The 24,706-nt window shown below is 44.7% G+C and carries 20 protein-coding genes and 1 riboswitch; of the genes, 10 read left to right on the forward strand and 10 right to left on the reverse strand.

Annotated features, from left to right (window positions below):
• Positions 1–46: 46 nt before the first annotated feature.
• The 6 genes from KIV40_RS03545 to KIV40_RS03570 all read right to left on the reverse strand — a co-directional run bounded on the left by KIV40_RS03545 (position 47) and on the right by KIV40_RS03570 (position 7,658).
• Complete coding sequence (locus KIV40_RS03545) at positions 47–1,516, reverse strand: aerolysin family beta-barrel pore-forming toxin (RefSeq protein ID WP_285347959.1); 1,470 nt, start codon at positions 1,514–1,516, stop codon at positions 47–49.
• A gap of 284 nt (positions 1,517–1,800) precedes the next feature.
• Complete coding sequence (locus KIV40_RS03550; RefSeq protein ID WP_285347960.1) at positions 1,801–2,469, reverse strand: ParA family protein; 669 nt, start codon at positions 2,467–2,469, stop codon at positions 1,801–1,803.
• A 183-nt stretch (positions 2,470–2,652) separates the two neighbouring features.
• Complete coding sequence (locus tag KIV40_RS03555) at positions 2,653–4,125, reverse strand: aerolysin family beta-barrel pore-forming toxin (RefSeq protein ID WP_285347961.1); 1,473 nt, start codon at positions 4,123–4,125, stop codon at positions 2,653–2,655.
• A 503-nt stretch (positions 4,126–4,628) separates the two neighbouring features.
• Positions 4,629–5,090, reverse strand: coding sequence for a hypothetical protein (locus KIV40_RS03560; protein ID WP_285347962.1), 462 nt, complete (start codon positions 5,088–5,090; stop codon positions 4,629–4,631).
• A complete protein-coding gene (locus tag KIV40_RS03565; RefSeq protein ID WP_228173899.1) occupies positions 5,087–5,839 on the reverse strand; it encodes a winged helix-turn-helix domain-containing protein in 753 nt (250 codons plus the stop codon). Before KIV40_RS03565 ends, KIV40_RS03560 begins: the two co-directional genes overlap by 4 nt.
• A 442-nt stretch (positions 5,840–6,281) precedes the next feature.
• Complete coding sequence (locus KIV40_RS03570; RefSeq protein WP_285347963.1) at positions 6,282–7,658, reverse strand: sodium:alanine symporter family protein; 1,377 nt, start codon at positions 7,656–7,658, stop codon at positions 6,282–6,284.
• Positions 7,659–7,774: 116 nt separating this feature from the next.
• Positions 7,775–7,876: riboswitch (glycine riboswitch) on the reverse strand.
• A gap of 529 nt (positions 7,877–8,405) precedes the next feature.
• On the opposite strand from KIV40_RS03570, the gene KIV40_RS03575 reads away from it, so the two are divergent.
• Positions 8,406–8,564: a hypothetical protein gene (locus KIV40_RS03575; protein ID WP_005434065.1), complete on the forward strand. Its 159-nt coding sequence runs from the start codon at positions 8,406–8,408 to the stop codon at positions 8,562–8,564.
• Between the two features lie 31 nt (positions 8,565–8,595).
• The gene (locus KIV40_RS03580; RefSeq protein WP_285347964.1) at positions 8,596–9,330 is read left to right on the forward strand and encodes a chromosome partitioning protein ParA; all 735 of its coding nucleotides are present in this window, start codon (positions 8,596–8,598) and stop codon (positions 9,328–9,330) included.
• Between the two features lie 111 nt (positions 9,331–9,441).
• Here KIV40_RS03580 and KIV40_RS03585 read toward each other — a convergent pair whose 3' ends face one another.
• From KIV40_RS03585 to KIV40_RS03595, 3 genes are all read right to left on the reverse strand, one after another.
• Positions 9,442–9,825, reverse strand: a complete 384-nt coding sequence (locus tag KIV40_RS03585; RefSeq protein ID WP_005433654.1) for a hypothetical protein — start codon at positions 9,823–9,825, stop codon at positions 9,442–9,444.
• Positions 9,826–9,950: 125 nt separating this feature from the next.
• Entirely contained in the window at positions 9,951–10,313 is a 363-nt protein-coding gene (locus KIV40_RS03590; RefSeq protein ID WP_285347965.1) for a VOC family protein, read from the reverse strand.
• 112 nt (positions 10,314–10,425) lie between these two features.
• The gene (locus KIV40_RS03595) at positions 10,426–12,363 is read right to left on the reverse strand and encodes an LTA synthase family protein (protein ID WP_285347966.1); all 1,938 of its coding nucleotides are present in this window, start codon (positions 12,361–12,363) and stop codon (positions 10,426–10,428) included.
• Positions 12,364–12,757: 394 nt separating this feature from the next.
• On the opposite strand from KIV40_RS03595, the gene cysS reads away from it, so the two are divergent.
• Positions 12,758–14,131, forward strand: a complete 1,374-nt coding sequence (gene cysS / locus KIV40_RS03600; RefSeq protein ID WP_285347967.1) for a cysteine--tRNA ligase — start codon at positions 12,758–12,760, stop codon at positions 14,129–14,131.
• A 70-nt stretch (positions 14,132–14,201) separates the two neighbouring features.
• Here the strand turns inward: cysS and KIV40_RS03605 are convergent, their stop codons facing one another.
• Positions 14,202–15,611, reverse strand: coding sequence for an MATE family efflux transporter (locus tag KIV40_RS03605; protein WP_228173902.1), 1,410 nt, complete (start codon positions 15,609–15,611; stop codon positions 14,202–14,204).
• Between the two features lie 372 nt (positions 15,612–15,983).
• On the opposite strand from KIV40_RS03605, the gene KIV40_RS03610 reads away from it, so the two are divergent.
• From KIV40_RS03610 to KIV40_RS03640, 7 genes are all read left to right on the forward strand, one after another.
• Complete coding sequence (locus KIV40_RS03610) at positions 15,984–17,864, forward strand: DUF294 nucleotidyltransferase-like domain-containing protein (protein WP_285347968.1); 1,881 nt, start codon at positions 15,984–15,986, stop codon at positions 17,862–17,864.
• Entirely contained in the window at positions 17,861–18,610 is a 750-nt protein-coding gene (locus tag KIV40_RS03615) for a 3'-5' exonuclease (protein WP_285347969.1), read from the forward strand. Before KIV40_RS03610 ends, KIV40_RS03615 begins: the two co-directional genes overlap by 4 nt.
• A 236-nt stretch (positions 18,611–18,846) precedes the next feature.
• Positions 18,847–20,511 carry a BCCT family transporter gene (locus tag KIV40_RS03620; RefSeq protein WP_005433884.1) on the forward strand — a complete coding sequence of 555 codons (1,665 nt, stop codon included), beginning with the start codon at positions 18,847–18,849 and terminating at the stop codon, positions 20,509–20,511.
• A 343-nt stretch (positions 20,512–20,854) separates the two neighbouring features.
• Positions 20,855–21,388, forward strand: coding sequence for a diaminobutyrate acetyltransferase (ectA, locus tag KIV40_RS03625; RefSeq protein WP_041853181.1), 534 nt, complete (start codon positions 20,855–20,857; stop codon positions 21,386–21,388).
• 33 nt (positions 21,389–21,421) lie between these two features.
• The gene (gene ectB, locus KIV40_RS03630; protein WP_285347970.1) at positions 21,422–22,687 is read left to right on the forward strand and encodes a diaminobutyrate--2-oxoglutarate transaminase; all 1,266 of its coding nucleotides are present in this window, start codon (positions 21,422–21,424) and stop codon (positions 22,685–22,687) included.
• A gap of 13 nt (positions 22,688–22,700) precedes the next feature.
• On the forward strand, positions 22,701–23,087 hold the full coding sequence (locus tag KIV40_RS03635) for an ectoine synthase (protein ID WP_012128096.1): 387 nt from the start codon (positions 22,701–22,703) through the stop codon (positions 23,085–23,087).
• An 87-nt stretch (positions 23,088–23,174) separates the two neighbouring features.
• Entirely contained in the window at positions 23,175–24,599 is a 1,425-nt protein-coding gene (locus tag KIV40_RS03640; RefSeq protein ID WP_285347971.1) for an aspartate kinase, read from the forward strand.
• Positions 24,600–24,706 lie beyond the last annotated feature (107 nt).

Here is a 24,706-nt window from a genome sequence, read left to right on the forward strand (position 1 = left end):
AAAGAAAAGAGACACGCTACTTGGCCTGTCTCTTTTTTCATGTGCTTTAATCTAGAGGTTGAATGAGTAGGCGAGCGGAATGGAAACCAAGTTGCTCTAAAGATCTAGCGTCGAAGTCTGTTAAAACAGTAACATTGCCTACTTGAATTTGCTGCGGGGTTGAACCTTCAGCCCACTGCAGAGGAGCATCGACGGTTAATTCTTGGCCAACGTCTATCATCCCGGCATATTGTGATTCAGCCTCGAAATTTCCGGAGACGTGAGAATGGTATGGGCGTAAGCTCTCTCCAGCCGCATATTGCATCAAGGCTAAGCCATGGGTATGAATTGCCCAACTCCAATCCCACCATTTGGTCTCCCCAGGAATGTATCGATGGTCCCATTGATAACGGATGTTTTCGCTGAGTTCGCTTGCTCTTCCCATGGTGAAAGTATGAGAAGTGGTCGGTCTATTTTCTGGATGAGTGTGCCAAGCATTGCCACTATGACGTAAAAAACCATCGAACCTCACGCGATAACTGATATCTGTGCGAATACGAAATGGGTACGAAATGTGAGAGCGATACAACTCGATTTGAATTGGCAAAATTGAGTGAGCGGGAATCGTAAGGTTCGCTTCTCGATTTGCTGAACTGGTGCTTGTGCCATTGTTGAAGTCCGAGAATAACTGATTGGCATCGACCGATACATTAGGGTGAGTATTCCCAATTTTTGGCCATTGGAATGCATCACTAATGTAAACACTTTGGGCAAATACGGAATGGTCAGTCTTATACCAACTTGTTGATTGGTCGACATCAAACTGAACGTTAATGTGTTTAGGCCTGTCCTGCGTATTGATTGCGTACGCGGTGATCGTTGTCCGTTTTTCCTTGGTTGACTCAGTGACATCACTATGTGAAAAATGTTTTGGGTTGAGATGGTAAGCGAAGTCTTGAATGGTAATTTTGGTTTTTTCATCGCATCGGTCACCATTGCATGAGCCGTCACTATTCCCTTGTATTTCCCAGCGACCATTCACGCGGTTGACGACCATGTCATCACCCACAAACTTTCCTTGGTTCCCGCTAAGCCATGCGTAACCAAGGGTATGGGCGAGATAACTGATAGGACGAACAAAGTTCTCATCATTTGTCACGAGGTTATGTTCAATTTCAGTGGTACTACCTTCGGTGATGGGCATTGAGACGTTACGAGGGAGTCCGGCATTTGGATGGATAGGGTGGCACCATGTTTTATCACTCGCTTGTTCAGACTTGATCTCCCCATGATAGCCTTCGCCCATGATAGCCCAGCCATTTTGTAGCCCGACGATGTCCCATGTTTGCATCCGAGACAAAATGGAATCTCTGTGCTCGAGCGCCTCATAATGCGTGATCAAGCGATAGCCTGCGCGACATTGGTGATTTTCCAACTTGTCGATAACAATTTGATCAGAATAGATTTTACCGTGTGCAATCGTCGATAAGAAAGAAAGTGCAAGCGTCATACTGAGCTGCGTACTGACGTTAGGCATATATACAATGTCCTTTATTTTAATGATTGAGTGGGTGCTTTATGGTTTTTTGACCTAAAAGCGGGCGTACTCTTTCATATAAAACAAGTCGAAAAACACTGAAAAAAATTGAAAAATAATTCCTCTTAGTGTCAGAGGGTTAGCCTGATGAGAGTGTCACTTTAGCTGGAAAGATTGATGTTTCTGAAGAACAAGCAGAGGAGGGGCAATCAAAAGCATAGCATTAAATTCTCAAGGCAGAGTTTTCAATACTATGCTGACACTGATTCGTCGGGACCTAAAGACTAATCTAACCATTTAATGACGTTATCCCACAGCTTTGGGTCGACATCGCTTGCGTCTACAAGTTGCTTGTCCATGAAAGGTTGTTGGTACACCTCAGATTCGCTCATTATCCCCAACGTCTTAAACTGACGGAAAAAACGTAAAAGGCGCATGACTCGGTCGAGGCGCTCATCTTGAAGAACACAACGATTAATCACAAATCCAATCTTAATTTGACGTGACTTAAAGATATGTTTTTCGATCAGCGTATTGATAAACGGCAAAGAGGCATGAAGATCGATGGGTGAAGGCTGCATGGGAATCACAATGTAATCAACGTATCGCAGATAACGCACTAAGTCGCTCTCCGAAAAATTTGCGGGAGAGTCGATCACCACATAATCCGTGGAGGTGCTTACCTTCAACGTGACTGCAATGTTTGAGAGGCTGCGAAGGGAAGGGTTGTAGCTTTGATTAGGTAATGTATCAATACCTTCAGCCCAGCGATTGGTAGATTGTTGCTTATCGAAATCTACCAGCTCTACAGTATGACCATTATTGATGAGTTTGCTTGCTAAACTGGCGGAGAATGTCGACTTGCCCACGCCACCTTTTAGGTTCAATACGATGATCTTTTTTGCTTTTGAATAAGCAATACTAGTCTGACGTGGTTTGGCAAATGAAAGCAAACTTTTTCCCCAACAATGATAAATCGAAGCATTATGTCCAAATTGTTAACTTAATTGGTTAGCATTCCATAAAATGATTTATTAATGATGCTTATCTCAGTAATGGCTTAAGCGCACAAAAAAAGCCCGTGAAGGGGGAGTCACGGGCAAGGATTGGGGGATTTATTATTATCGTTATTTAACTTAGTCTGCTGCTTGTATGCTCATCTGAGCACCTTCAAAACCAAGAGCGCTTAGCTTGCTAGCATCGAAGTTTGTGGTGACTTCGACATCGCCAACGCGTTGTGTTGTACCTCCAGACAGGATATCCGTAGAGCGAGCACGTAAACCAAGTGGGCTTGGCTGACCAATTTCTATCGTACCTGCGTATTGTGATTCCGCGTAGAAATCACCAGATACATAAGAGTGGAATGGACGTAAGCTTGCGCCCGTCGCATATTGCATACTGCCTAATCCTGCTTCACGGATTGCCCAGCTCCAATCCCACCATTTTACTTCGCCTGGAATGTAGCGGTGATCCCACTGATAGCGGATATCCGCAGATTGCTCGCTGCCTCTGCCCATGGTGAACGTGTGCCTTCTGTATGGGCGATTTTCAGGGTGGGTATGCCAAGCATTACCACTCCAGCGCAAGAAACCATTAAAGTTTACGTCGTAACTAATGTCTGCGTTGAATCGGTAAGGGTAGGAAATGGTTGAACGATACAGCTCAATGCGCACTGGCAGTTCAGAGTTCGCAGGCACCATAGGTCGAGCTTGTAAGGTCACGTCTTTGCTGGTGGATGCACCGTTAGAGTTAGAAAAGCTCTGGTTAGCATCGAAGGTGATGCTTAACTTGGTTTTACCAACCAAAGGCCACTTAAATTCGTTCTCGGTTTTGACCTGTTGAGCAAAGCCATAGCTATTGGTTTTTGACCAGTTTGTCGATTCTGTGAGTTTTAAGTCGACAACAATTTGTTGCGGGGTATTACTGTAGTTTCTCGCTGTAGCCCAAACGGTATCGACCAGTTCGCGCTCAGACTCAATTACTTCGCCATGCCAGAAATTCTTATCGTTTAGGGTATAGGCGAAGTTATTCACAGTGATTTTTGTTTTTTCGCCACAACGGTAGCCACTACAAGAGCCGCTGTTATTGCCTTGAATGACCCAACCGTCACCGACGCGGTCGATCTTCATGTCTTCACCCACGTATTGGCTGTTGTTACCACCAACCCATGCGTAGCCAAGATAGTGGGCTAGGTAACTTAGTGGACGAACGAAGTAAGAACGGTCGGTCACCAATTCGTATTGGACATCGATCTCGCCACCTTCAGGAACGGCAATGGCAGAATAATTTGGGATTTCAGACTGCGTTTCATCAGGGTAACAAAAGGTCTTACCGTTCGGTAAGTCACGCTTAATCAAACCATTGTAACCCGGTCCCATGATCACCCAATCACCTTTTAGGCCAGTAATTTGCCACTGTCCCATGCGGGCGAGCAGTGCACTTTTTTGTTCTTCCGCTTCATATCGATCAAGTGGGCGATAGCCTGAACGGCAGACATCTTCGCCGAGCTGATCAAGAACGATTTGGTCGGGGTAAATTTTCGCCTGTGCGCCAGTTGCGAATGTAGATAGGATAGCTGCTGACAAAAGGCTGATGTTGATGTTTCGCATGAACGTTCCCTCATGATTGCATTTTTATATTGTTTTATAAGCCGCTCTTGTTGCGGTCATAACTACCTTTTCATGTTGATAGGTTTGATAATACTGAAAATAATTGAAATCTTATTACCCATTTATTCAGTTGCTTATATTGTTTTTATTGTCATTAGATGGCTATTGAAATCGATTGCTTTTCATTAATAAGGAAATTGCTTCCTAACCAAGTTGGTTTAGAACGTTATTAATTTATGCTTTTAAGCTGAATGGTTTTACTAAAATAATGATAAGGAGAAAGTTTATACGTTTTTAACGGAGTAAGATTTGATGTTTATATCAGTAATTCCTAATCTGTATCGGCGCAATAAAATATAGACACGTTATGAGTAAGGATAATGAATATTAGTAAGTGCTATTTTTTATAATGATAAATTAGATAAAAAGCAGAGAATAATGATAATTAAACATACCTCATCCATAAGGAATTTGCAGTCGTAACGAAAAGTTCAGATAGCCATTTATCTTTTAGCAAGAAGTTTTGTCCGGCCTGTTTGTTTATCTCTAATGAGTGAGAAAACCTCGTTCTGGTGAATTTTCTCGAAGTCGAAATAGATGGGGTCATCATTTAAAACGAGATAGGGCGAGAGGAACGAGTCGTTAATGGCAGGACGTATCTCTTGTACGGATAACAAATTCATTTTGCCCGATATCGATAGGTTTACGTCAGAGTACGGTCGAGACGTGCCTTTGAAGCTCAGGATGATTGGGTTAGACATGGACTCATCTTGCAATGAGGCAATGTGTGTAATCGTACGGTGGTTGACTCGAGTTAATCCATCAATGCGTAGGATGTGATCATCAGGCAGAATATCAACAATACTGTGGTGATAACGATTATCCTCGGCGTTATGACGACAAGGTAGATTCCAGGCTCCAAGGAACAATAGGCAAGACAGGGCAACAGCGATATAGGGTTTCATCGTCTCTCCTCCGCAACAAACTGAGCAATGGTCTTCGAGGCTTGCTCAAACTGGTCTGGTGTGTAAAACACATTGATTGACTTTCGCGTTTTTTTATTAAGCCAGGAGAGCCCAGAAAATCCGTTATTTTCTTCAATATAAACAACACATTGGCATTGGTTCTCTGCGAGTAACTCTTGAACTCGGAGTGACAATGAGGTGCTAGGAGACATATAAACCTCAAGCGAGCCCACGGTATGTTCATTGAGCAACTTACCGAACTGAGGGTGGCTATAAGAGCTGTGATATTTACTTGCTACCATTAGAACGGCGGCAAACAAGAAACCCAGTGAGACAACATAACAAACTAGGTTTCGATAGCCCGGCTTTTGCTTAGCGGCATACGCGGGCTGAGAGGTTTCTTCTGGTTTAGCTGGAACTATTTCCTCTCTTGGAGCGTTGATGGTAACGAGACTCTCATTCAACAAGACGTCCTCCACCAAGCGATATCCGACCTTTGGAACTGTGAGAATAGGGGAGTCTTTGATACCGATTTTGATAAAGCTTTGTCTGAGTACGCTGATACTTTTGGCTAGCGAAGTTTCACCGATGTACTCATTTCCCCAAGCGAATTGAACAATGTCTTGTTTTTTCACAACCTCTGGGGAGCGTTCCAGTAAAAGGGTAAGAATCTGCGATTCTCGGTACCCAATCTTTATTGTTTTTTCACCATTAGAAAGCGTGTTTTTAATAGGGTTATATAAGTTCATACGACAGTTTTTGTTTTTATAATAAGCAAGGGGAAACGAAAAAGAACATTACACTTTACTTTATGTGAATAGGCGTCACAAAAGTCACATTTAAATATGAATTAGTTAATACCTAATTTTCATTTTATAAAATAAAGCACAATAGTCGCTAAACATCAATCTCGTGTAGTACCAAACTTAAACGAATTGAAAAACTTTCAGATGAATCTCACCTATTTCGGTAATGACATAATGGTTTAGTATCTACTCATTTATCGAACGGCTTATGGTGAAATAATTGTTTTCATATATCGTCATAAGACTTGTTAATTTGTAATATCTTCAGGGTTATTAAGCGAATGGAAAATTAAATGGCGAAAGGGAATTGGAGGTTAGAAAAAGATGGAATTCAAGCCAAGAAAAAGCCCGCTGAATTCAGCGGGCTTAAAGTTTCTAGCTTGGCTTATGCTTTCACTGCATCAAAATCATCCGATTGAGATGACGGTTTGAAGAACAGTTTTGTTTCTTCCAACACCACATGGCGCAGAGCAATCAAACCAATCAGGTTAGGGATTGCCATCAGGCCGTTTACGATATCAGCCAGTAGCCAAATCATATCGAGGTGAAGGAACGCGCCAGATGCCACCAAACCAACGAAAATCAGCTTGTATGGAAGCACCGCTTTGGTACCGAATAGGAACACAACGCAACGCTCGCCATAGTAGTTCCAACCAAGAATGGTGGTAAACGCGAAGAACATAAGACCGATAGACACCAGCATTGGGCCGAATGTTTCTGCGTTTAGGCCTACTGCAAACGCATGCGTTGTCATCGCTGCACCAGAGAAGTCACTTTGCCAAGCGCCTGTCAGGATCAAAGCTAGACCAGTCATAGTACAAATGATGATGGTATCGAAGAAGGTACCCGTCATAGAAATCAGACCTTGCTTAACACAAGAATCCGTTTTCGCTGCTGCGGCTGCCATTGGTGCACTACCCAAACCAGATTCGTTTGAGAATACACCACGCGCGATACCAGATTGGATTGCCAGCATAATGCTTGCACCCAAGAAACCACCGGTTGCTGCGGTTGAGGTGAATGCAGACACCAACACCAACTCAACTGCGCTCAGTAATTGGTCCGCGTTCATGATGATCACACTTAAACACGCCAGCACGTAAAATAGCGCCATTGCTGGAACCACTTTACCCGCTACGCTCGCAATCGACTTGATACCACCTAAGGTTACGAATGCCACTAGTAGCGTCAGGACAAAAGCAGACAATTCACGGTTTACACCAAGAGAAATCTCGCTTGCATCAAGAATCGCATTCACTTGAGGGAAGGTACCGATACCAAAACAGGCAACGCCCAATGCAAATACCGCGAACATGATAGCCAGCGCTTTCGAGCCAACACCATATTGCAGGTAGTACATAGGACCACCAATCATTTGGCCTTTGTCGTCAACACGACGGTATTTCACCGCAAGAAGACACTCAGCGTATTTGGTTGCCATACCGAATAGGGCAGCGAGCCACATCCAGAATAGGGCACCAGGGCCACCAAGTTTGATTGCGGTAGCAACACCAACGATGTTACCTGTACCAATGGTTGCAGACAGCGCAGTACATAGCGCTGCAAAACTAGAAACGTCACCCTGTTTATCAGATGACTTATCTGTACTGAATACCATCGCTAACGCAGTTGGCAGGTGTTTAAATTGGATCAAGCCTAGGCTAAAAGTGAAGTAAACACCGGTACCCACGAGCAAAAGCAGCAGTGGTGGACCCCAGACAAAGTTATCAATGGTTTGAAGTAAAGATTGTAGGTCGTTCATGATTTCCCCTTAATAAAACAACTAATAAGGAGAAGAGGGAAAGGACGAGATCAATGATCTCTAATAGCCACGCTATTCAAAATAAGGCGGGAACGCCAAATAGTTAGGTTGTTACTTTCCACTCCTCTGTCCTTTTGCCTGAGAGTTTCACCCTACACAAATGTGCAGGACTTGCTCCTTCGGCGACCGATTTAACGGTTCTCTCCAGAGGTTCCTCCAACTACAGTCCCCGCTACCAAGGTAGCACCTGAAATAGTTAATTCTTCGGCGAGTTACCCTAACTAAATGTTAAAATTTAGTTAATAACCACTCTCCTGCAGTCTTCATCGGAACATTTACTCAATTAAATGAGTAAAGGTTAGTTAATGATGCTGGTCACCATTAACGTGTGAACTCTATCATGTTTTGTTACCATTTCAACACCAAATGAAGATTTATTTTCAGCATATTATGGCACCTTTGTTGTCTTAGTTTCATAGGTTTGCTGATTAACTAACCAAATGCTTTCTCGGGCTGGCTATTGTTGGCTTGTATAGAAGGGAAGAGATGAATCCTACTTGTCGATGGGAATCGCATGGCTTGGCGATAAGTTGTTCAGTTTAGAACAGATAATTGATCAAAACGGGAGCAATCGCTTCAAAATCTACGCTAAGTTGACCGTAAGCAACGTAGAAATAGGTTACAATGATTCCTTGCACAGCTGTCTATGGGATCGGATAAGTTCTTATTATTGGACAAGGAGGCGGTATGACCAGATTGTTAGCCATAGCGGTATTGATTGGAGTAGCGTTTGTGCTATTTCGTTATCGTACCAATGAAAAAGTCCAAAAGGCGACCGTGATTACTTTGATCGGCGCATTCTTAATTTATACCGCGTCAATCATGATTGCGGAACTCACTCGCTAGCCAACAAGTAGAGTCCTTGGAGTAAGATACGGTGACTTCTCAAAATAATATTGAAGACCAAGACGAAGTAGTTGTTATTGAGGAACGCGATAAGCGTACCCACATTTATATCGCGATTGCGGCCGTGTTAGGTTTGGCATTCGGTGGCTTGGCTGGCTCAGCAATGACAGCAAGCAAGTGGGAATCCACTTATCAAGTACTGGAAGAAAAGTACCAAGCACTGGCACAAGATAAAACTAACTTGGTCTCTCAAGTGAAAACACGCGAAGCGGGCATAGATAAAGAGATCGACGTAAAGGTTGCGAAGCTGCTGACAGAGAAAGAAGAAGCGCACAAAGCGGAACTCAAAGCACTTCAAGAGCAACTGACCGAAGTGGAGAAAGTGAATTTGTCACTTGAATCTCAAGTGAAAGAGCAGAAAGCAACGTTAAACACGACCAAAAGCGAGAACGACAAGCTAAATCGCCAAGCAGACATGCAAGCGACCATGTTTGAGCGCTCACGTGAAGTGTTCCGTAAAGAACTGCAAATCTCACAGGAACTTGAGTCACTCGAGAAAGAGCGTCAAGCGTTAATGCCGAAGATCGAGAAGCTCAAGAAAGAGTGTGACGTTTTCTTGGAAGGCAAATCTTGGGATGTGAAATCTGACGCGTGTGATAAACACGATGAGGCCAATTCCCGACTTAGCCAAGTTGACCAGCTCACTGAAGTCAACAAAATGGACTTGAAACAGATTAAAGAGATCACTGAAGACATGGGCCTGTAGCGCCAACATATAGCACAACGATTTTCGGAGGCTATATTTCCACAGATTTGGAAACAACAAAGGAGCTCAATGAGCTCCTTTTTTATGTGTCATATTTCTCTGAAAGCGGGATCAGATACGAGAGGCGTCGTAGCCTGAAGCCAACAGTAATTCGCGCTCGTGTTTAATCAGCTGAGCGCGATCTTCAATCAGCTCGTTCAATGCTTGAGAAGGCTTACCTGCAAGTGCTTTGAACGAGTCAAACGACTCAGCGCTGTCGATCTCATCAATCATGCTACTGATGACGTTACGCGCTTCGCAAGGGTTATCATTGGTAGTGAAATATTCCACTTGTTTTGCCGCCGATTTCATTTCCGTCAGCAGTTCGAGCGGGCTACTTTCTTTTGCCACAGCCATGTAATTATCAAGTACACGCTTTGCATACAACAATTCTTTTAGTGGGATATCTCGGCCACTTACAATCAGCGATTCATTAAGGATCATACTTGAGCTCATTGGCATTCCTTTTTATCAATAATTCAAACTTCTTGGGCGTTTGACTGAGTCTAATTTATTGCCGACTGAATGGGAATGCCTAAAAACCACATTATTAAACGATTTTTCTGATTTTTTACGCTTTTTTAGTGAGTAAATACGCGAATTCGGTGCCCGTCAGGGTCAAGTGCAACGAAGTTCCAGCCAAAAACAGAATCTTCTGGCTGTTGTGCAAAGTGCATGCCCTGAGCTCGCCACTCTTCAAACAATGTATCCAGCCTAGATTTGTCTGCCACTGGTATTGAGAGTTCTGTACCGCCTCCAGTGACATCACTACTAGGTACTAATGCATTACTTTGTTTAAGTGTGATAGTGACATTATTTGCGAAATCTAACCCGACAAAACTGGGAGAAAGCACTTTTGGCTCGCACTGAAAAGTTTGCGAATAAAAGTCCTTACTCGTGTTGATATCTGTGACGTAAAGGACGAAAGAATTGATAGTAAACATGGCGGTTTCCATAACTTTTGGGGGATTGAAACCGAGCTTACCTAAGAGAAATGACAAGTTATGTCAGGAGTGACCATGAAAAAGGAGCGCATGGTGCGCTCCTTATCTTTATCTACTTCGTTGCCTTGGAAGAATACCAGTTGTTTTGATAAGCCTTAGACGCAAACAATGCGTTGGCTTTCGCTCGCTCGATAACTTCCGGAGCTACTTCGGTAGGTTCCATAGTTTGATTATCGAAGTTGTATTGCATCGTCGATACCTTTTCTCCCGGAGAGAATACAACAAGATTATCTCGGGTTAGGTAACCAAAGTTTTTGTCGTATTGCATCATGGCACGTTCATCTTCACGGGCTAGCGGCTTGGTAAGGTCACGACCAATCATTGGTGATGTCGCATCCACACCAATCAACGAAAGGAGGGTCGGCGGCATATCTAAGTTATTAGCAATGCGGTCATCTTTACGCGGCTCAACACCTTTACCAATAATCAATGCTGGAATATGGAAGTGTTTCACCGGTACTAGGTTTGCGCCAGAAACACGAGCATCGTGATCAGCAATGACAATGAAAATCGTGTCATCCCAGTAAGATGATTTCTTCGCTTTGTCAAAGAATGTACCAATCGCATAGTCCGAATACTTAACCGCGTTGTTGCGTGTCATAAATTCAGAATCATAAGGTTCGATCTTGCCTTCTGGATATTCGTAAGGGCTGTGGTTGCTCGAACTGAATACCAGACTAAAGAAAGGCTTATCTGTTTTAGACAAACGTTCAAATTCTTGGGCTGCTTTGGTGTAAAGATCTTCATCACTTGCCCCCCAAGAGCCAACAAATTCTGGGTTCTCATAGTCTTTCTCTTCAATAATTTGGTCGAAACCATTGCCGAAGAAGAACGACTTCATATTGTCAAAGTTTGCTTCGCCACCGTAAATGAATTCGGTGTGGTAGCCATTTGCTTTAAGAAGATCGGCAATCGTAAAGAAGTTCGTCTTACTCTTGCTCAGTTTCACCACGGCGCGAGAAGGCGACGGTGGAAAACCGGTTGTCACTGCCTCAATACCACGAACAGAGCGTGTGCCCGTCGCGTACATTTGGGTGAACTGCCAACCTTCAGCCATTAACTTATCGAAGTTTGGTGTTAGTGGAAGACCACCGAGTGAACCAACAAACTGAGCACCTAAACTTTCCTGAAGCAAAATTACCAAGTTCTTTGGTTTACCTTGATAGGTGGCTTTGTTGGTGTTCATCGTTGGTAGCAATGAAGGGTCGAAGTCAGACTTAGTTGAAGAGGAGCGAACAAGCTCAAGCATCTTCTGGTTGTCCATTTTGCCGTAAAACTGCTCAGCGCTTTTCTCGGACTTCATATTATTCACAGCAAACAGTAATGAATAAGAGGAGTTAAGTGCCAAGTCATTAAGCAGAGGATCATTACAAAATGCCACCATCGCAGGGTTAAGAGGACGGTGACCTAACGAAGAGCGTGCGCCGCCGACACCGATCAATACAACCAATATTGCAATCAACGGACGCCATTTCCAGTTTACTTGCTGAGCATTGTCGGTGAGTTTTTTACTCCACTTCCAACCAAGGAAAAGGGTGGTAACAGTGCCTACTGTACCAATGAAGAGCTCTAACTTGTAACCGGTCCAAAGCATACTGAATACTTCTTTCGGGTAAATGAGGTACTCAACAAACAAGCGGTTAGGGCGCAGGTCATACTCTTGAATAAATGGGGCAGTAGCAAGCTCCATGTAAACCAAGATCCATAAACCAGCGACCATCCAGCAGCGGAGAACTATTTTCCAACATGCACCTATTTTACCTTGTACGGGCAATAGAGCAGAGAGTAAGCCCGGAAGAATGAACAGCCAACAGATAGTCGCGAAGTCTACGCGTAGGCCCTGACCAAGAATATAGATGAGGTCGTTAAAAGATTCGATTCGGTCAGCGAGCCAAATGGCCAGTAAAATTCGCGAAACAGAGAGAAAAGCGAGCGAAAATAGCGCAAATACAGCAATAGGCTGCAAAGGCCCAAATGCGGGCTTCTTCATAAACAATCCCTAATTTATTGATGTGTAAGACGTTATGCAGCGTTTTTTATCAAATAAAACGTGAAACAAACGTGAAATATAAGGTTTATTTATAAATTTAATTGTAATGATTAGTACAGATTTGTAAGGCGGAGTAATGCCGTACGGCATACGCAGTTCAATTTATCGCCACGAAAGGCGTGATAATCGCAGGGTTGATTTCTAAAGATTTCTTATTTAGGGTGTTGGGTATGAACTATTTAGCTATTTCTATCTCGACTAACTGTTGTTGTCGCACCTCCCAAGACGTGCGGCGGCTTTCGCGTAGCTATTAGTTAGCAAAAGATCATACAGACACACCAAAGGCCGCCGATGTTTTCATTCGCGGCCTTTTTGCATTTAAAGGAATAACAATATGAGTCAGCCAAGATTACAACTATTCAATACACTGGGGCGCACCCTTGAGCCGTTCAATACCATCGAATCAGGTAAAGTTGGTCTGTACGCTTGTGGTCCAACGGTTTACGACTATGCGCATGCTGGGAACTTGAGAACCTACCTTTTTGTTGATGTGTTAAGACGTACGTTAGAGCTCAACGGCTACGACGTAAACCACGTTATGAACATCACGGATGTTGGTCATTTGGTGTCTGATGCTGATACCGGTGAAGATAAAATGGAGAAGGGCGCGAGAAAACAGAACAAGTCTGCTTGGGAGATCGCAAAGTATTTTGAAGACGTGTTTTTAGATGATCTTAAAAGCCTCAACATCATTAAGCCTTCCATTATTTGTCGCGCTACCGAGCACATTCAAGAGCAGATTGAATTCGTCCAAGAGCTTGAAAAAAAGGGCTTTACCTATCAAACCTCCGATGGCGTTTATTTTGATTCGGCCAAGCTTCCAGATTACGGAAAACTTGCCAAACTGGACCGCGAGGGCTTAGAAGCGGGCATTCGCGTCGAAATGGCAGAGAAAAAGAGCCCAACCGACTTCGCACTATGGAAGTTTAGCGGCGACACACCAAGACAAATGGAATGGGAAAGCCCTTGGGGAGTTGGCTTTCCGGGGTGGCACATTGAATGTTCTGCGATGGCAGAGAAGTACCTTGGGGAAGTGTTTGATATTCATGTCGGTGGGGAAGACCATATCCCAGTTCACCACACTAACGAAATTGCCCAATGCCAAGCAAAGAATGGACACGTTCAAGCGAATTACTGGCTGCATGGCTTCTTCCTTCAATTGAACAAAGAGAAGATCTCTAAGTCTGGTACGTCACTTCGTCTTGATGCATTCATCGAGAAAGGCTATGACCCGCTCGCTTACCGTTACTTGGTGCTGACCAGTCATTACCGCAGTCATTTGAGCTTTACGTGGGAGAGCTTGGACGCGGCGCAAACCGCTTTAAAGCGCCTGAAAGCGAAAGTGTCGGCACTACCAGAAGGTGGCAAAGTCGACCAAACGTATGGTGAGCGTTTTATGTCATTCATCAACAACGATTTAGCCATGCCACAAGCGATCGCATTGATGTGGGAGTTGCTTGGAAGTGCATTAAACGATGCAGATAAAAAGGCAACGGCGCGCTATTTTGACCGTGTGTTTGGTTTGGAGCTTGATAAAGTAGAAGAAGAGGAAATCCCTCGCGAGATCTTGGAATTGGTAGAGTTGCGTTTGCAAATGAAAAAGCAGAAGGAATACCAACAAGCTGACGAAATCCGCCAGAAAGTTGCCGAACTTGGCTACAGAATCAACGATGCTGGTGATGGCTCAACGGTAAGTAAACAAGGCTAGCAAGCTGGAAAACAAAAAAGCTCACTGCGATAGTGAGCCTTTCTAATTGAAACGATCAACGCTCTCGTCGCTATTGAATCGCTAACTCAGGTTGCGAAGCAGTATTCACTTCTGCGGTTTGATTGTATTTCTTAATCACTAGCGTCAAGCGAATCAGCATTGCAATTGCTGCTGTAGTTAAGCCGGTTACGATACCAATCCAGAAGCCTTCTTCGCCCATTGCAGGAACGATTTCATCCGTGATACCCAACAACATACCCAGTGGAAGCGCCAAGCCCCAGTAGGCTAGAATCGCCAGAATCATCGGGATCTTAGTATCTTTGTAGCCACGCAGAGCGCCGTTTGCAGAGGTCTGTAGCGCGTCGCTGAACTGGTACATTGCAGTAAACATCAACAGAGTAGCCGCCGTTGCGGAAACTACCGGATCTGTGGTGTACAAACGAATGATCCATTCTGGGAACAACAGGAAGAAGCCGACTGAAATCAGCGACAGTAGCGCTGCGGTAATAATGCCAACCAAACTACGGTGTGAAGCTGTTTCAAGTTTTTGTTCACCCAAGGCATGACCAACACGGATCGTGATACCAAAGGAAAGGCTCATTGGGATCATGTACGTCATGCTAGAGATGTTCAGTGCAATCTGCGCCGCCGCAACGTTCTCAGCACCAATACGGCCAATCAATAGAGCAATCACTGCGAAGATGCTGCCACAAACCGCGATGTTCAAACCAATCGGCATACCGAGTTTGAATAGCTGTTTGATCTCTTGCCATATCGGTCTTAACTCAGCGAAATGCAGAATGTTTTTGTAATGATGATGGCGTTTGATGTAGCTAAACAGTAGGGCAGACATCAGCCAGTAAACTAAGCTCGTAGCCCAGCCACAACCAACCGCCCCCAATGCAGGCATGCCGAATTTTCCGTAAATCAGAATGTAGTTAACAGGGATGTTTACCAATAAACCAATCACTGAAATCAGCATGGGTGCACGGGTATTGTTCATCCCTTCGCAGAAGCCATTCAAGGTATAGAAAAGCGCAATGCCCGGAACACCAAATGCCAATGCAACAACGTAGTCGCTGGCGATAGGAATGATCTCAGGTGCAACGCCTAGGCCAACGAGAATGGTTTCACCAAGCAGCAAGTAAACAATCAAAATTGCGCTAACGAACGCCGACAACCAAAGCATTTGAATAAATGCGATACGCACGTTATCCAAACTTTGTGCGCCGCGGTGGTAAGCCACGACAGGTGTTAATGCCATGATGATGCCGCGAAGCAATAGCGAAACGGGTAGCCATAAACTGGTGCCAAGTGCGATCGCAGCGAGGTCGGCAGCACTCACTTGGCCTGCCATTGTGGTATCGATAAAGCCCATCGACTGAGTGGCAAGTTGCATCAGAATGATAGGGATCGATAGATGTAACAAAGCGCCCGATTCTTTAAAAAAGCGAGAAAAAGAGGAAGGTGTGTTTTGCATGGATGTAGTTAAACACCAATATCAATGCACCAGTGGAAGCAGGATAGCGTTGTGCATTGTAGGGTGTGCCGCGTAGGCAGGCGCAATATACGGATTTTTGTTCTTGCGTTCAATATGTAATTTAGATCACAAGAAAACGATTGCTTTAGCTTCTGAATTTATCATTTTCTGTGTGAATGTATTGCCTTGTTTACTGTCGACTTTTAGATGAAAACTGGCTGACTTGAACGCTCTCGTTTCAATAATAATCAGTCATTATTCCGCTTTTCGATGGTTACAAATCTTTTTATCTGACCACTCGATTTATTTATTGTGTGATTATTTTCTTGGTGATATTTATCGCCTTAGTTTAGGCAATGCATGGAATAAACAATGGAAGCCGAGCAATTAGAAGTACTCAATTTCATTAGCCAATACCCACCTTTTGATGACTTACCGGAAGAGCACCTGAGAAACATCGCAATGAATGCCGAAGTCGCGTATTACCGCGCAGGGACAGACATTCTCAAGAAAGGCGATGACATTCGTGATTTGTACATGATCCGCAGTGGTGTGGTGGAAATCTTCCGCCGTAAAGGCGAGTTGTACAACCGCATCGACGCTGGTGGCTTGTTTGGACAAATGGGGTTGTTGATGAACAACCGTGTCCGTATGCCAGCCAAAGCGATCGAAGACACCTTGGTTTACTGCATTCCAGAGAAGATTTTCACTGAGCTATGTGACGAGTTTGAGAACTTTGCCGATTTCATGGAATTGGAAGACAGCGCCAGGCTGCGTACCGCGGTATCAAACCAGTCAGATGGGAATGACTTCACTACAGCGAAAGCGCGCAAGATCTTAAGCCGTGAGTCAGTGACACTTGAAGCCAGTGCAACGGTGCGTGAGGCCGCAATCTTGATGGCGGAAGAGGGCGTTACTGCGCTTTTGATTGTCCGCGCACAAGAAGACATTACTGAAGACGACGATGACCAACTGCTTGGTATTTTGACCGAGAAAGATCTGTGTGTTCGTGTTTTAGCTGAAGGTAGAGACAGTGATATTCCTGTAAGTGAAGTGATGAGCTACGACGTCGTATCGCTCGACTACAGTGCTTACGTGTTTGAAGCCATGCTGACAATGCTGCGTTACAACGTCCATCATCTGCCTATTCTTAAAGACAAAAAGCCAATCGGCGTAATTAGCATGACAGATATCGTCCGTTATGAATCGCAAAACAGCTTGTTGCTTGTGAGCTCTATCTTCCAACAAAACTCAGTCGAAGATCTCAAAGCGGTTTCTAAACAAGTGAAAGACTGCTTTGTCCGAATGGTAAGTGAAGACGCAAATGCCCATATGGTAGGGCGTGCAATGTCGGTGATAGGCAGCAGTTTTAAGCAAAGATTGGCAGAGTTAGCAGAACAAGAATTAGGTCCAGCGCCCATCCCTTATTGTTTGTTGGCTTTGGGTTCCATGGCGCGTGATGAGCAGCTGATCGTCACAGACCAAGATAACGCGCTGATTCTGGATAACAGTTACGACCCAGCACTGCATGGTGAGTACTTTGCTCAGTTTGCGAGGTTCATTTGTGATGGATTGGCGGAGTGCGGTTACACCTACTGTACTGGCGACATCATGGCGACTAACCCAGAGTGGCGTAAAACGCGCTCCGAATGGGAAGAGTGTTTTGCGAATTGGATTGATGATCCAACGCCAGAGCGACTTCTGCACAGCAATATATTCTTCGACTTACTTGGTGTACATGGACGTGTGAAATGGGCAGAGCAATTGAGTGGATTCATTGTCCGTCGTGCCAAGAAGAATAGCCGCTTCTTAGCTTGTATGGCTTACAACGCGATTCGTCGCACGCCGCCACTTGGGTTCTTTAAAGACTTCGTGATGGAGAAAGACGGTCGTCATCGCAATTCCATTAACTTGAAGCGTCGCGGAACCGCACCTATGGCGGATCTAATTCGGGTCCACGCTTTGGCGATTGGCTCTCGTTCGCAAAACTCGTTTGAACGTCTAGATGACATCAACAATGCGGGCATCTTACCGAAAGGTCGCGGCATGGACTTAAAAGACGCGATGGAGTTGATCTACATGGTTCGAATCCGACATCAAGCGTTGGATATCGAAAACGGCGAAGAGCCGGATAACAACATCGAGCCAGAAGAAATGTCGGAGTTTGAACGCCGTAACTTAAAAGCCGCATTCCAAATCCTCAGCAACGCGCAGAACTACATTAAGTTCCGTTATCAGAGAAGTGGCAAATGATGTGGTTTTCGAAACAAAAACAAGACAGTCGCGATTTGCTTGATACCAGCCAGACACCCGATTGGCCTCTCTTCTTTGAGCAACTTGCCGAGCAAGCGAACGATACTCGATTAAAACGCTATTACTCTACGCCTATTGTGAATGGTGATACGCCATTAAAAGAGGTGCCGTTTGTCTCCGTCGATTTCGAGACCACGGGTTTGAACGCCGAGCAAGACGCCATTCTCACCATCGGTTTAGTGCCATTTACGCTAGGGCGAGTGCAGTGCAGCGGATCTCGCCATTGGGTGGTGAATCCAAATCGAGAATTGAATGAAGAGTCGGTAGTGATTCACGGTATTACCGATTCTGAAGTGAAGAATGCACCGCAACTTGAGCAAATTCTGGAAGCCATTCTTGATGAGTTAGCCGGAAAGATTGTGGTGGTGCACTACAAAAACATCGAGCGTCAATTCTTGAATAACGCGTTGTTAAAAAGCCTGGGAGAGGGGATTCAATTTCCAGTCGTTGATACGTTGGACATCGAATACGCCATTCAGCGTCGAGAGTGTGAAGGTTGGTTGAACAAGCTCAAAGGTAAAAAGCCTGGCTCGGTACGTCTCGGTCATGCGCGTGAGCGTTACCATTTGCCTGCTTATCAGCCACACCATGCGCTGACCGATGCTCTTGCTACCGCTGAGTTGTTACAGGCGCAGTTGCAATACCACTTTGACGGTGACATGTCGTTGTCTGTGATTTGGCAGTGAGTTATTCGCCTCGCTAATACATTGGCGATAAATTTTATTGGTCGTCCTGATAACAAAATGCAATGCGATATCAGGACGGTTGAAGGTAAAATTATAAAGTAGAGCAACCCTTCTAAAAGCGACACAACGATCGCACATAAGCTTTGCAGCAAGTGACACAAGAAAGTCATTACTCGGCTTCCTACATCAAGCTTAATTTGAACTTAAATATAGTCACGTTTTTAAGGAGATAAATCGTGAGCACCGACAACAATGGCGGTATACAACGCCCCGACGGTAAGGTGAACCCGATCGATACTGATTACCAGATTGGTCAGGACAACGTCGCGTTAAAAGTAGGTCCTTTTGGACTTGATATTCACAACCGTGTGTTTGCTATTTCAGGTATGTCGATCATCCTGTTCGTAGTGTTAACACTGACATTCAGACAACAAGTAGAACCGTTCTTTGCGGGTTTGCGTGGTTGGCTAGTGTCAAATCTTGATTGGTTCTTCCTATCTGCAGGCAACGTGTTTGTCGTGGTGTGTTTGATCCTGATCGTAACGCCACTTGGTCGCGTTCGTATCGGCGGTACAGAAGCAACACCGGACTACACTTACGCAGGCTGGTTAGCGATGCTATTCGCTGCTGGTATGGGTATCGGTCTGGTATTCTTCGGCGTATCTGAACCTATGTCTCACTTCAGTGCTGCTCTTGGCGGTGTGAACGTTGAGAATGGTGTTCGTACTGACTGGGCTCCACTAGGCGCAGCAGAGGGTGATACATCAGCGGCATCTGCACTGGGTATGGCAGCAACGATTTACCACTGGGCACTTCACCCATGGTCAATCTACGCACTATTGGCACTTGGCTTGGCGATCTTCTCGTTCAACAAGGGCTTACCTCTAACGATGCGTTCTATTTTCTATCCTCTTTTTGGCGAGCGAGTTTGGGGTTGGGTTGGTCACATTATTGATATCTTAGCGGTAGTTGCGACGGTATTTGGTCTTGCGACTTCTCTTGGTTACGGCGCATCACAAGCAGCTACAGGTCTAAACTTCCTGTTCGGTATTCCGATGACAGAGACAACGCAAGTTGTGCTTATCGTAATCATCACAGCACTTGCTTTGATCTCAGTAGTCGCTGGTTTGGATAGTGGTGTAAAACGTCTGTCTGAAATCAACATGGGCTTAGCGGCACTATTGCTTTTGTTCGTGATCATCGTGGGCCCGACAGTCGCTATCATGACTGGTTTCTTCGAGAACATCATGTCCTATCTTGCGAATGTTCCTGCGCTTTCAATGCCATTTGGTCGTGAAGACGTGAACTACTCACAAGGTTGGACTGCGTTCTACTGGGCGTGGTGGATTTCATGGTCACCATTCGTCGGTATGTTTATCGCGCGTGTATCTCGTGGTCGTTCAGTTCGTGAGTTCATCGTGTGTGTAATCCTGATCCCATCAACCGTGTGTGTATTATGGATGACGGCATTCGGTGGTACGGCGATCAGCCAATACGTGAACGATGGTTACCAAGCGGTATTTGATGCAGAGCTTCCACTTAAACTGTTCGCGATGCTAGATGTGATGCCACTGTCTCAAATCACCTCTATCGTAGGTATTATTCTGGTTGTGGTGTTCTTCATCACTTCTGCGGACTCTGGCTCGCTTGTGATCGATACGATTGCAGCTGGCGGTAAAGTAGATGCACCAACACCTCAACGTGTATTCTGGTGTACATTTGAAGGCTTAGTTGCAATCGCGCTAATGCTTGGCGGTGGTCTCGCGGCTGCACAAGCGATGGCGGTAACAACTGGTCTGCCATTCACTATCGTATTGTTGGTTGCAACGGTATCTCTAGTGAAAGGTTTGATGGATGAGCCTCGCCCAACATCAAAATCAATGAAGAAAGCGAAAGCGTAATTTAAGCTTTCTTCGTAACAACGAAAAAACGGCATGCTTCGGCGTGCCGTTTTCTTATCTGAATTCTTCATCTTTAGTCATCAATCGCCTGCCATTCTCTTCCTGCTCGAAACAATTCCTCAGTGCGAAACTGACGATGTTTTGCTCATTTGGCTTCGATTAATTTTTTACCCTATAAATACATTAGAGATCAAACTATTTTTAAAGTCATGCTCATTTGGCCTTAATGCGATATAGATCAAATAAGTAGGTATTTAGAGCGGCTTTGTTTGATTTTCATGCACTATCAGTGTGCATAATAAAAAGGAAATTTAATTAGTGTACGAAGGATATGTATCTACACATGATTACCTCAGCCCCTTGGGTGATGTATCCAGAGATTGGAGAAGACCCAAGCAAAAAATGGATTTTTCGTGAACCTGTCGTGTCTGATGGCGACGATATTTATGGTTTGATCGCAGATTGTCCTCCGCTCGATATGAACTCTTCATATTGTAACTTCCTTCAATCTAGCCATTTCAGCAAAACCTGTGTTTTAGTTGAGCACAAAGGCGAGATTGCCGGTTTCATCTCTGGTTACCAGAAGCCTGGTGAGACTAACGTGTTATTCATTTGGCAAGTCGCCGTAGCGCCAAGATTTAGAGGTAACGGGCTGGCTTTCAAAATGCTCAGTAACTTACTCGACCGAGAAGGCCTCGAGAGTATCAACGCTATTGAAACCACGATCACCAAGTCAAACGACGCGTCTTGGGCGCTATTCAAAAAGCTCGATGCGCAAAATGGCAATGCTGGCGAAGTGAGTACCTTCTTGGACGAAGACAAACACTTTAAAGGCAAGCACGATACGGAATATTTGTATCGTATCCCTCTCAAATAAACCCACCAATAGGAATCAAATAACGGTCTTATCATGGATATTTTTAAAAAGCAGGAATCCAACGTACGTTCATACTCAAACAGTTTTCCGGTCGTTTTTCGTAGCGCGAAAGGTTGCTGGTTAGAAACAGAGCAAGGTGAACGTTACCTCGACTTTCTTGCTGGAGCGGGATCTCTCAATTACGGCCATAACAACCCAGTACTTAAGCAAGCACTGCTTGAGTACATTGAAATGGATGGCATTACACACGGCTTGGACATGCATTCACAAGCCAAAGCCGCCTTTCTTGAAGCGTTAAATCAGTACATTCTCCAACCAAGAGCGCTGGACTACAAAGTGCAATTCACAGGCCCAACGGGGACCAACGCCGTTGAAGCCGCCATCAAACTCGCAAAAAAAGTAACGGGCCGTAGCAGTATTGTTGCTTTCACTAATGGTTTTCATGGCTGTACTGCAGGCGCACTTGCAGCAACGGGTAATCAACACCATCGCCAAGGCGCGGGATCTAGCTTAAACAATGTCACGCGAATCCCATTTGAAGGTTATGCAGGCATTGATGGTTTGAAATTGTTTGAAACCATGCTGACTGACAACTCGGCAGGCATGGACAAGCCAGCGGCGGTTCTACTTGAAACCGTACAGGGCGAGGGTGGTTTGAATGTGGCTTCGAACGAGTGGCTGCAACGACTTAGTAAGCTGTGCAAGGCCCACGATATTTTATTGATTGTTGATGACATCCAAGCTGGGTGTGGTCGAACAGGGACATTCTTTAGCTTTGAACCTTCGGGCATTAAGCCAGATATGGTAACGCTGTCGAAATCCATCGGAGGTTATGGTCTACCAATGGCGATTGTTTTGCTAAAACCTGAGTTGGATAAATGGAAACCAGGCGAGCATAACGGCACATTTCGCGGTAACAATCACGCGTTTGTCACAGCAGCTAAAGCACTCGAAACGTACTGGTCAAACGACCGCTTTGAGCTGCACATTAAGCGCTGTTCAAATATGGTTGAAGAAGTCATTCAACGCTCCGTTCAACGATTCCCTGGGCTGTTTGTTCAGAGTAAAGGTCGCGGCATGATGATCGGTATTGAGTGTAAGAATGGCGAGATTTCAGGAGCTATTGCAAAAACCTGTTTCGACAATGGCATGGTGATTGAAACAGCCGGACCAAATGATGAAGTGGTGAAGTTCTTTTGCCCATTGACCATTTCTGAAGCTGAACTCACTCAAGGGCTTAATATCTTCGAGGGCTCGGTCGAAGCCATCGCAAGTAAACATTTCAAACAAGCATCATAGCAAGGAAAGAATTATGATCGTTAGAACACTCGATGAGTGTCGCAATAGCGAAAGACGTGTTGTATCTGATAACTGGGAAAGTGTCCGTATGTTATTGAAAGACGACAACATGGGCTTCTCATTCCATATCACGACGATATACGAAGGCACCGAAACACACATTCATTATCAGAACCATCTAGAGTCGGTATTCTGCATGAGTGGAGAAGGGGAAATTGAAGTCGTTGGCGGTGAAACTTACCCAATCAAACCGGGTACTCTGTACATCCTAGACAAGAATGACGAGCACTATCTACGCGCCTACAAAAATAAAGAAATGGTCATGGCGTGCGTGTTCAACCCGCCGATCACCGGTGCGGAAGTGCATGATGAGAATGGTGTTTATCCCCTGGTAGACTAGTCAATCTCTTCAAATATTTGAAACGGGGTGAAGTTTCACCCCTTTCTTTTTCCTTTCTTTCAAATGACCAATCATTAAGGCCCCCTCATGACATTTACCGTAGAAAAGATCGGCGGTACTTCGATGACAGCGTTTGATGCTGTGCTCGACAACATTCTCCTTCGTCCACAAAACCCATATAACCGTATTTTTGTTGTTTCTGCTTATGGCGGAATGACAGACGCTCTATTGGAATGCAAAAAGACCAGTAAACCCGGTGTCTATCAGCTTATCGCTAAGCGAGATGAAGCGTGGCAAGACACTTTAGCCTACGTAGAAAGCCGCATGCTACTCACTAATGAACACATTTTTGCAGATCCGATGAATAGAATGAGAGCGGATAAGTTCATTCGTTCCCGAATTGCGGAAGCAAAAACATGTGTCACCAACATCCTAGAAACTTGTCAATATGGGCAGTTTTCTCTGCGTCACTATTTGCCGCAGATCCGCGAGTTTCTCTCTTCAATTGGTGAAGCACATAGCGCTTATAACACCGCGTTGAAGCTCAAAAATATGGGAATCAACGCTAAATTTGTCGACCTCTCTGGTTGGGATAACCAACAGCCCAAAACGTTGGATGAATACATCTCTGATGCCTTTGAAGATATTGACGTCACCCAAGAGTTACCGATTGTTACTGGCTATGCGTATTGCAAAGAAGGGTTAATGCATACCTATGATCGTGGCTACAGTGAGATGACTTTCAGCCGAATTGCCGCAACAACCAAAGCGGATTTAGCGATTATTCATAAGGAATACCACTTAAGCTCTGCCGACCCAAGAGTGGTGGGAGTCGACAGTGTTAATCCGATCGGATTTACCAATTACGATGTTGCCGACCAATTGGCTAATCTTGGCATGGAAGCGATTCACCCCAATGCTGCGGCGGGTTTACGAGAAAGTGGTATTGAATTGCAGATCAAAAATACCTTTGAACCTGAGCATAAAGGGACGCTGATCTCGGCCGATTACCGTCCTGAGAGTGACCGGATTGAAATTATCGCAGGAAAACAGAAGGTGTTTGCGCTTCACTTGTTTGATCAAACCATGGTTGGAAAAGTGGACAATGTCAGTTACGAACTGATGGAAATCATTGCCGATGCGCGCGTCAATCTTATCGGTAAAGAGATGAATGCGAATTCAATAACGTATTATCTAGGCGGCAGTGTCGATAGCCTAAACAAAGTGCGCTACAAAGTAGAAAAGCGTTATCCGCAAGCCTCGATTACAGGGCGTATGGTGGCTCTTATCTCTGCAATCGGTTCCCAAATCGATACCAACAAAACGTTAGCCAAAGGCGTTTTTGCACTGATGAATCGCGATGTGACACCCATTGCTCTCCATTCATCAATGAGAAACGTTAACGTACAGTTTGTTGTGAGTGACGACGAGTATAAAGAAGCGATTTGTGCGCTACATGAAGAGTTCTTTGAACAAGACAACAATGCAAATAAGTCGGTGAATGTTGCTTAATCGACTTGCCTGATCACAATGCAGTTTCAAATGCGGCTAATCGCTATTTGAAACTGCTTAACTGAATACATACTTTAAACTTCGCATGATAGTAGAGAATACAAGAG

This window comes from Vibrio sp. D173a, from assembly GCF_030248475.1.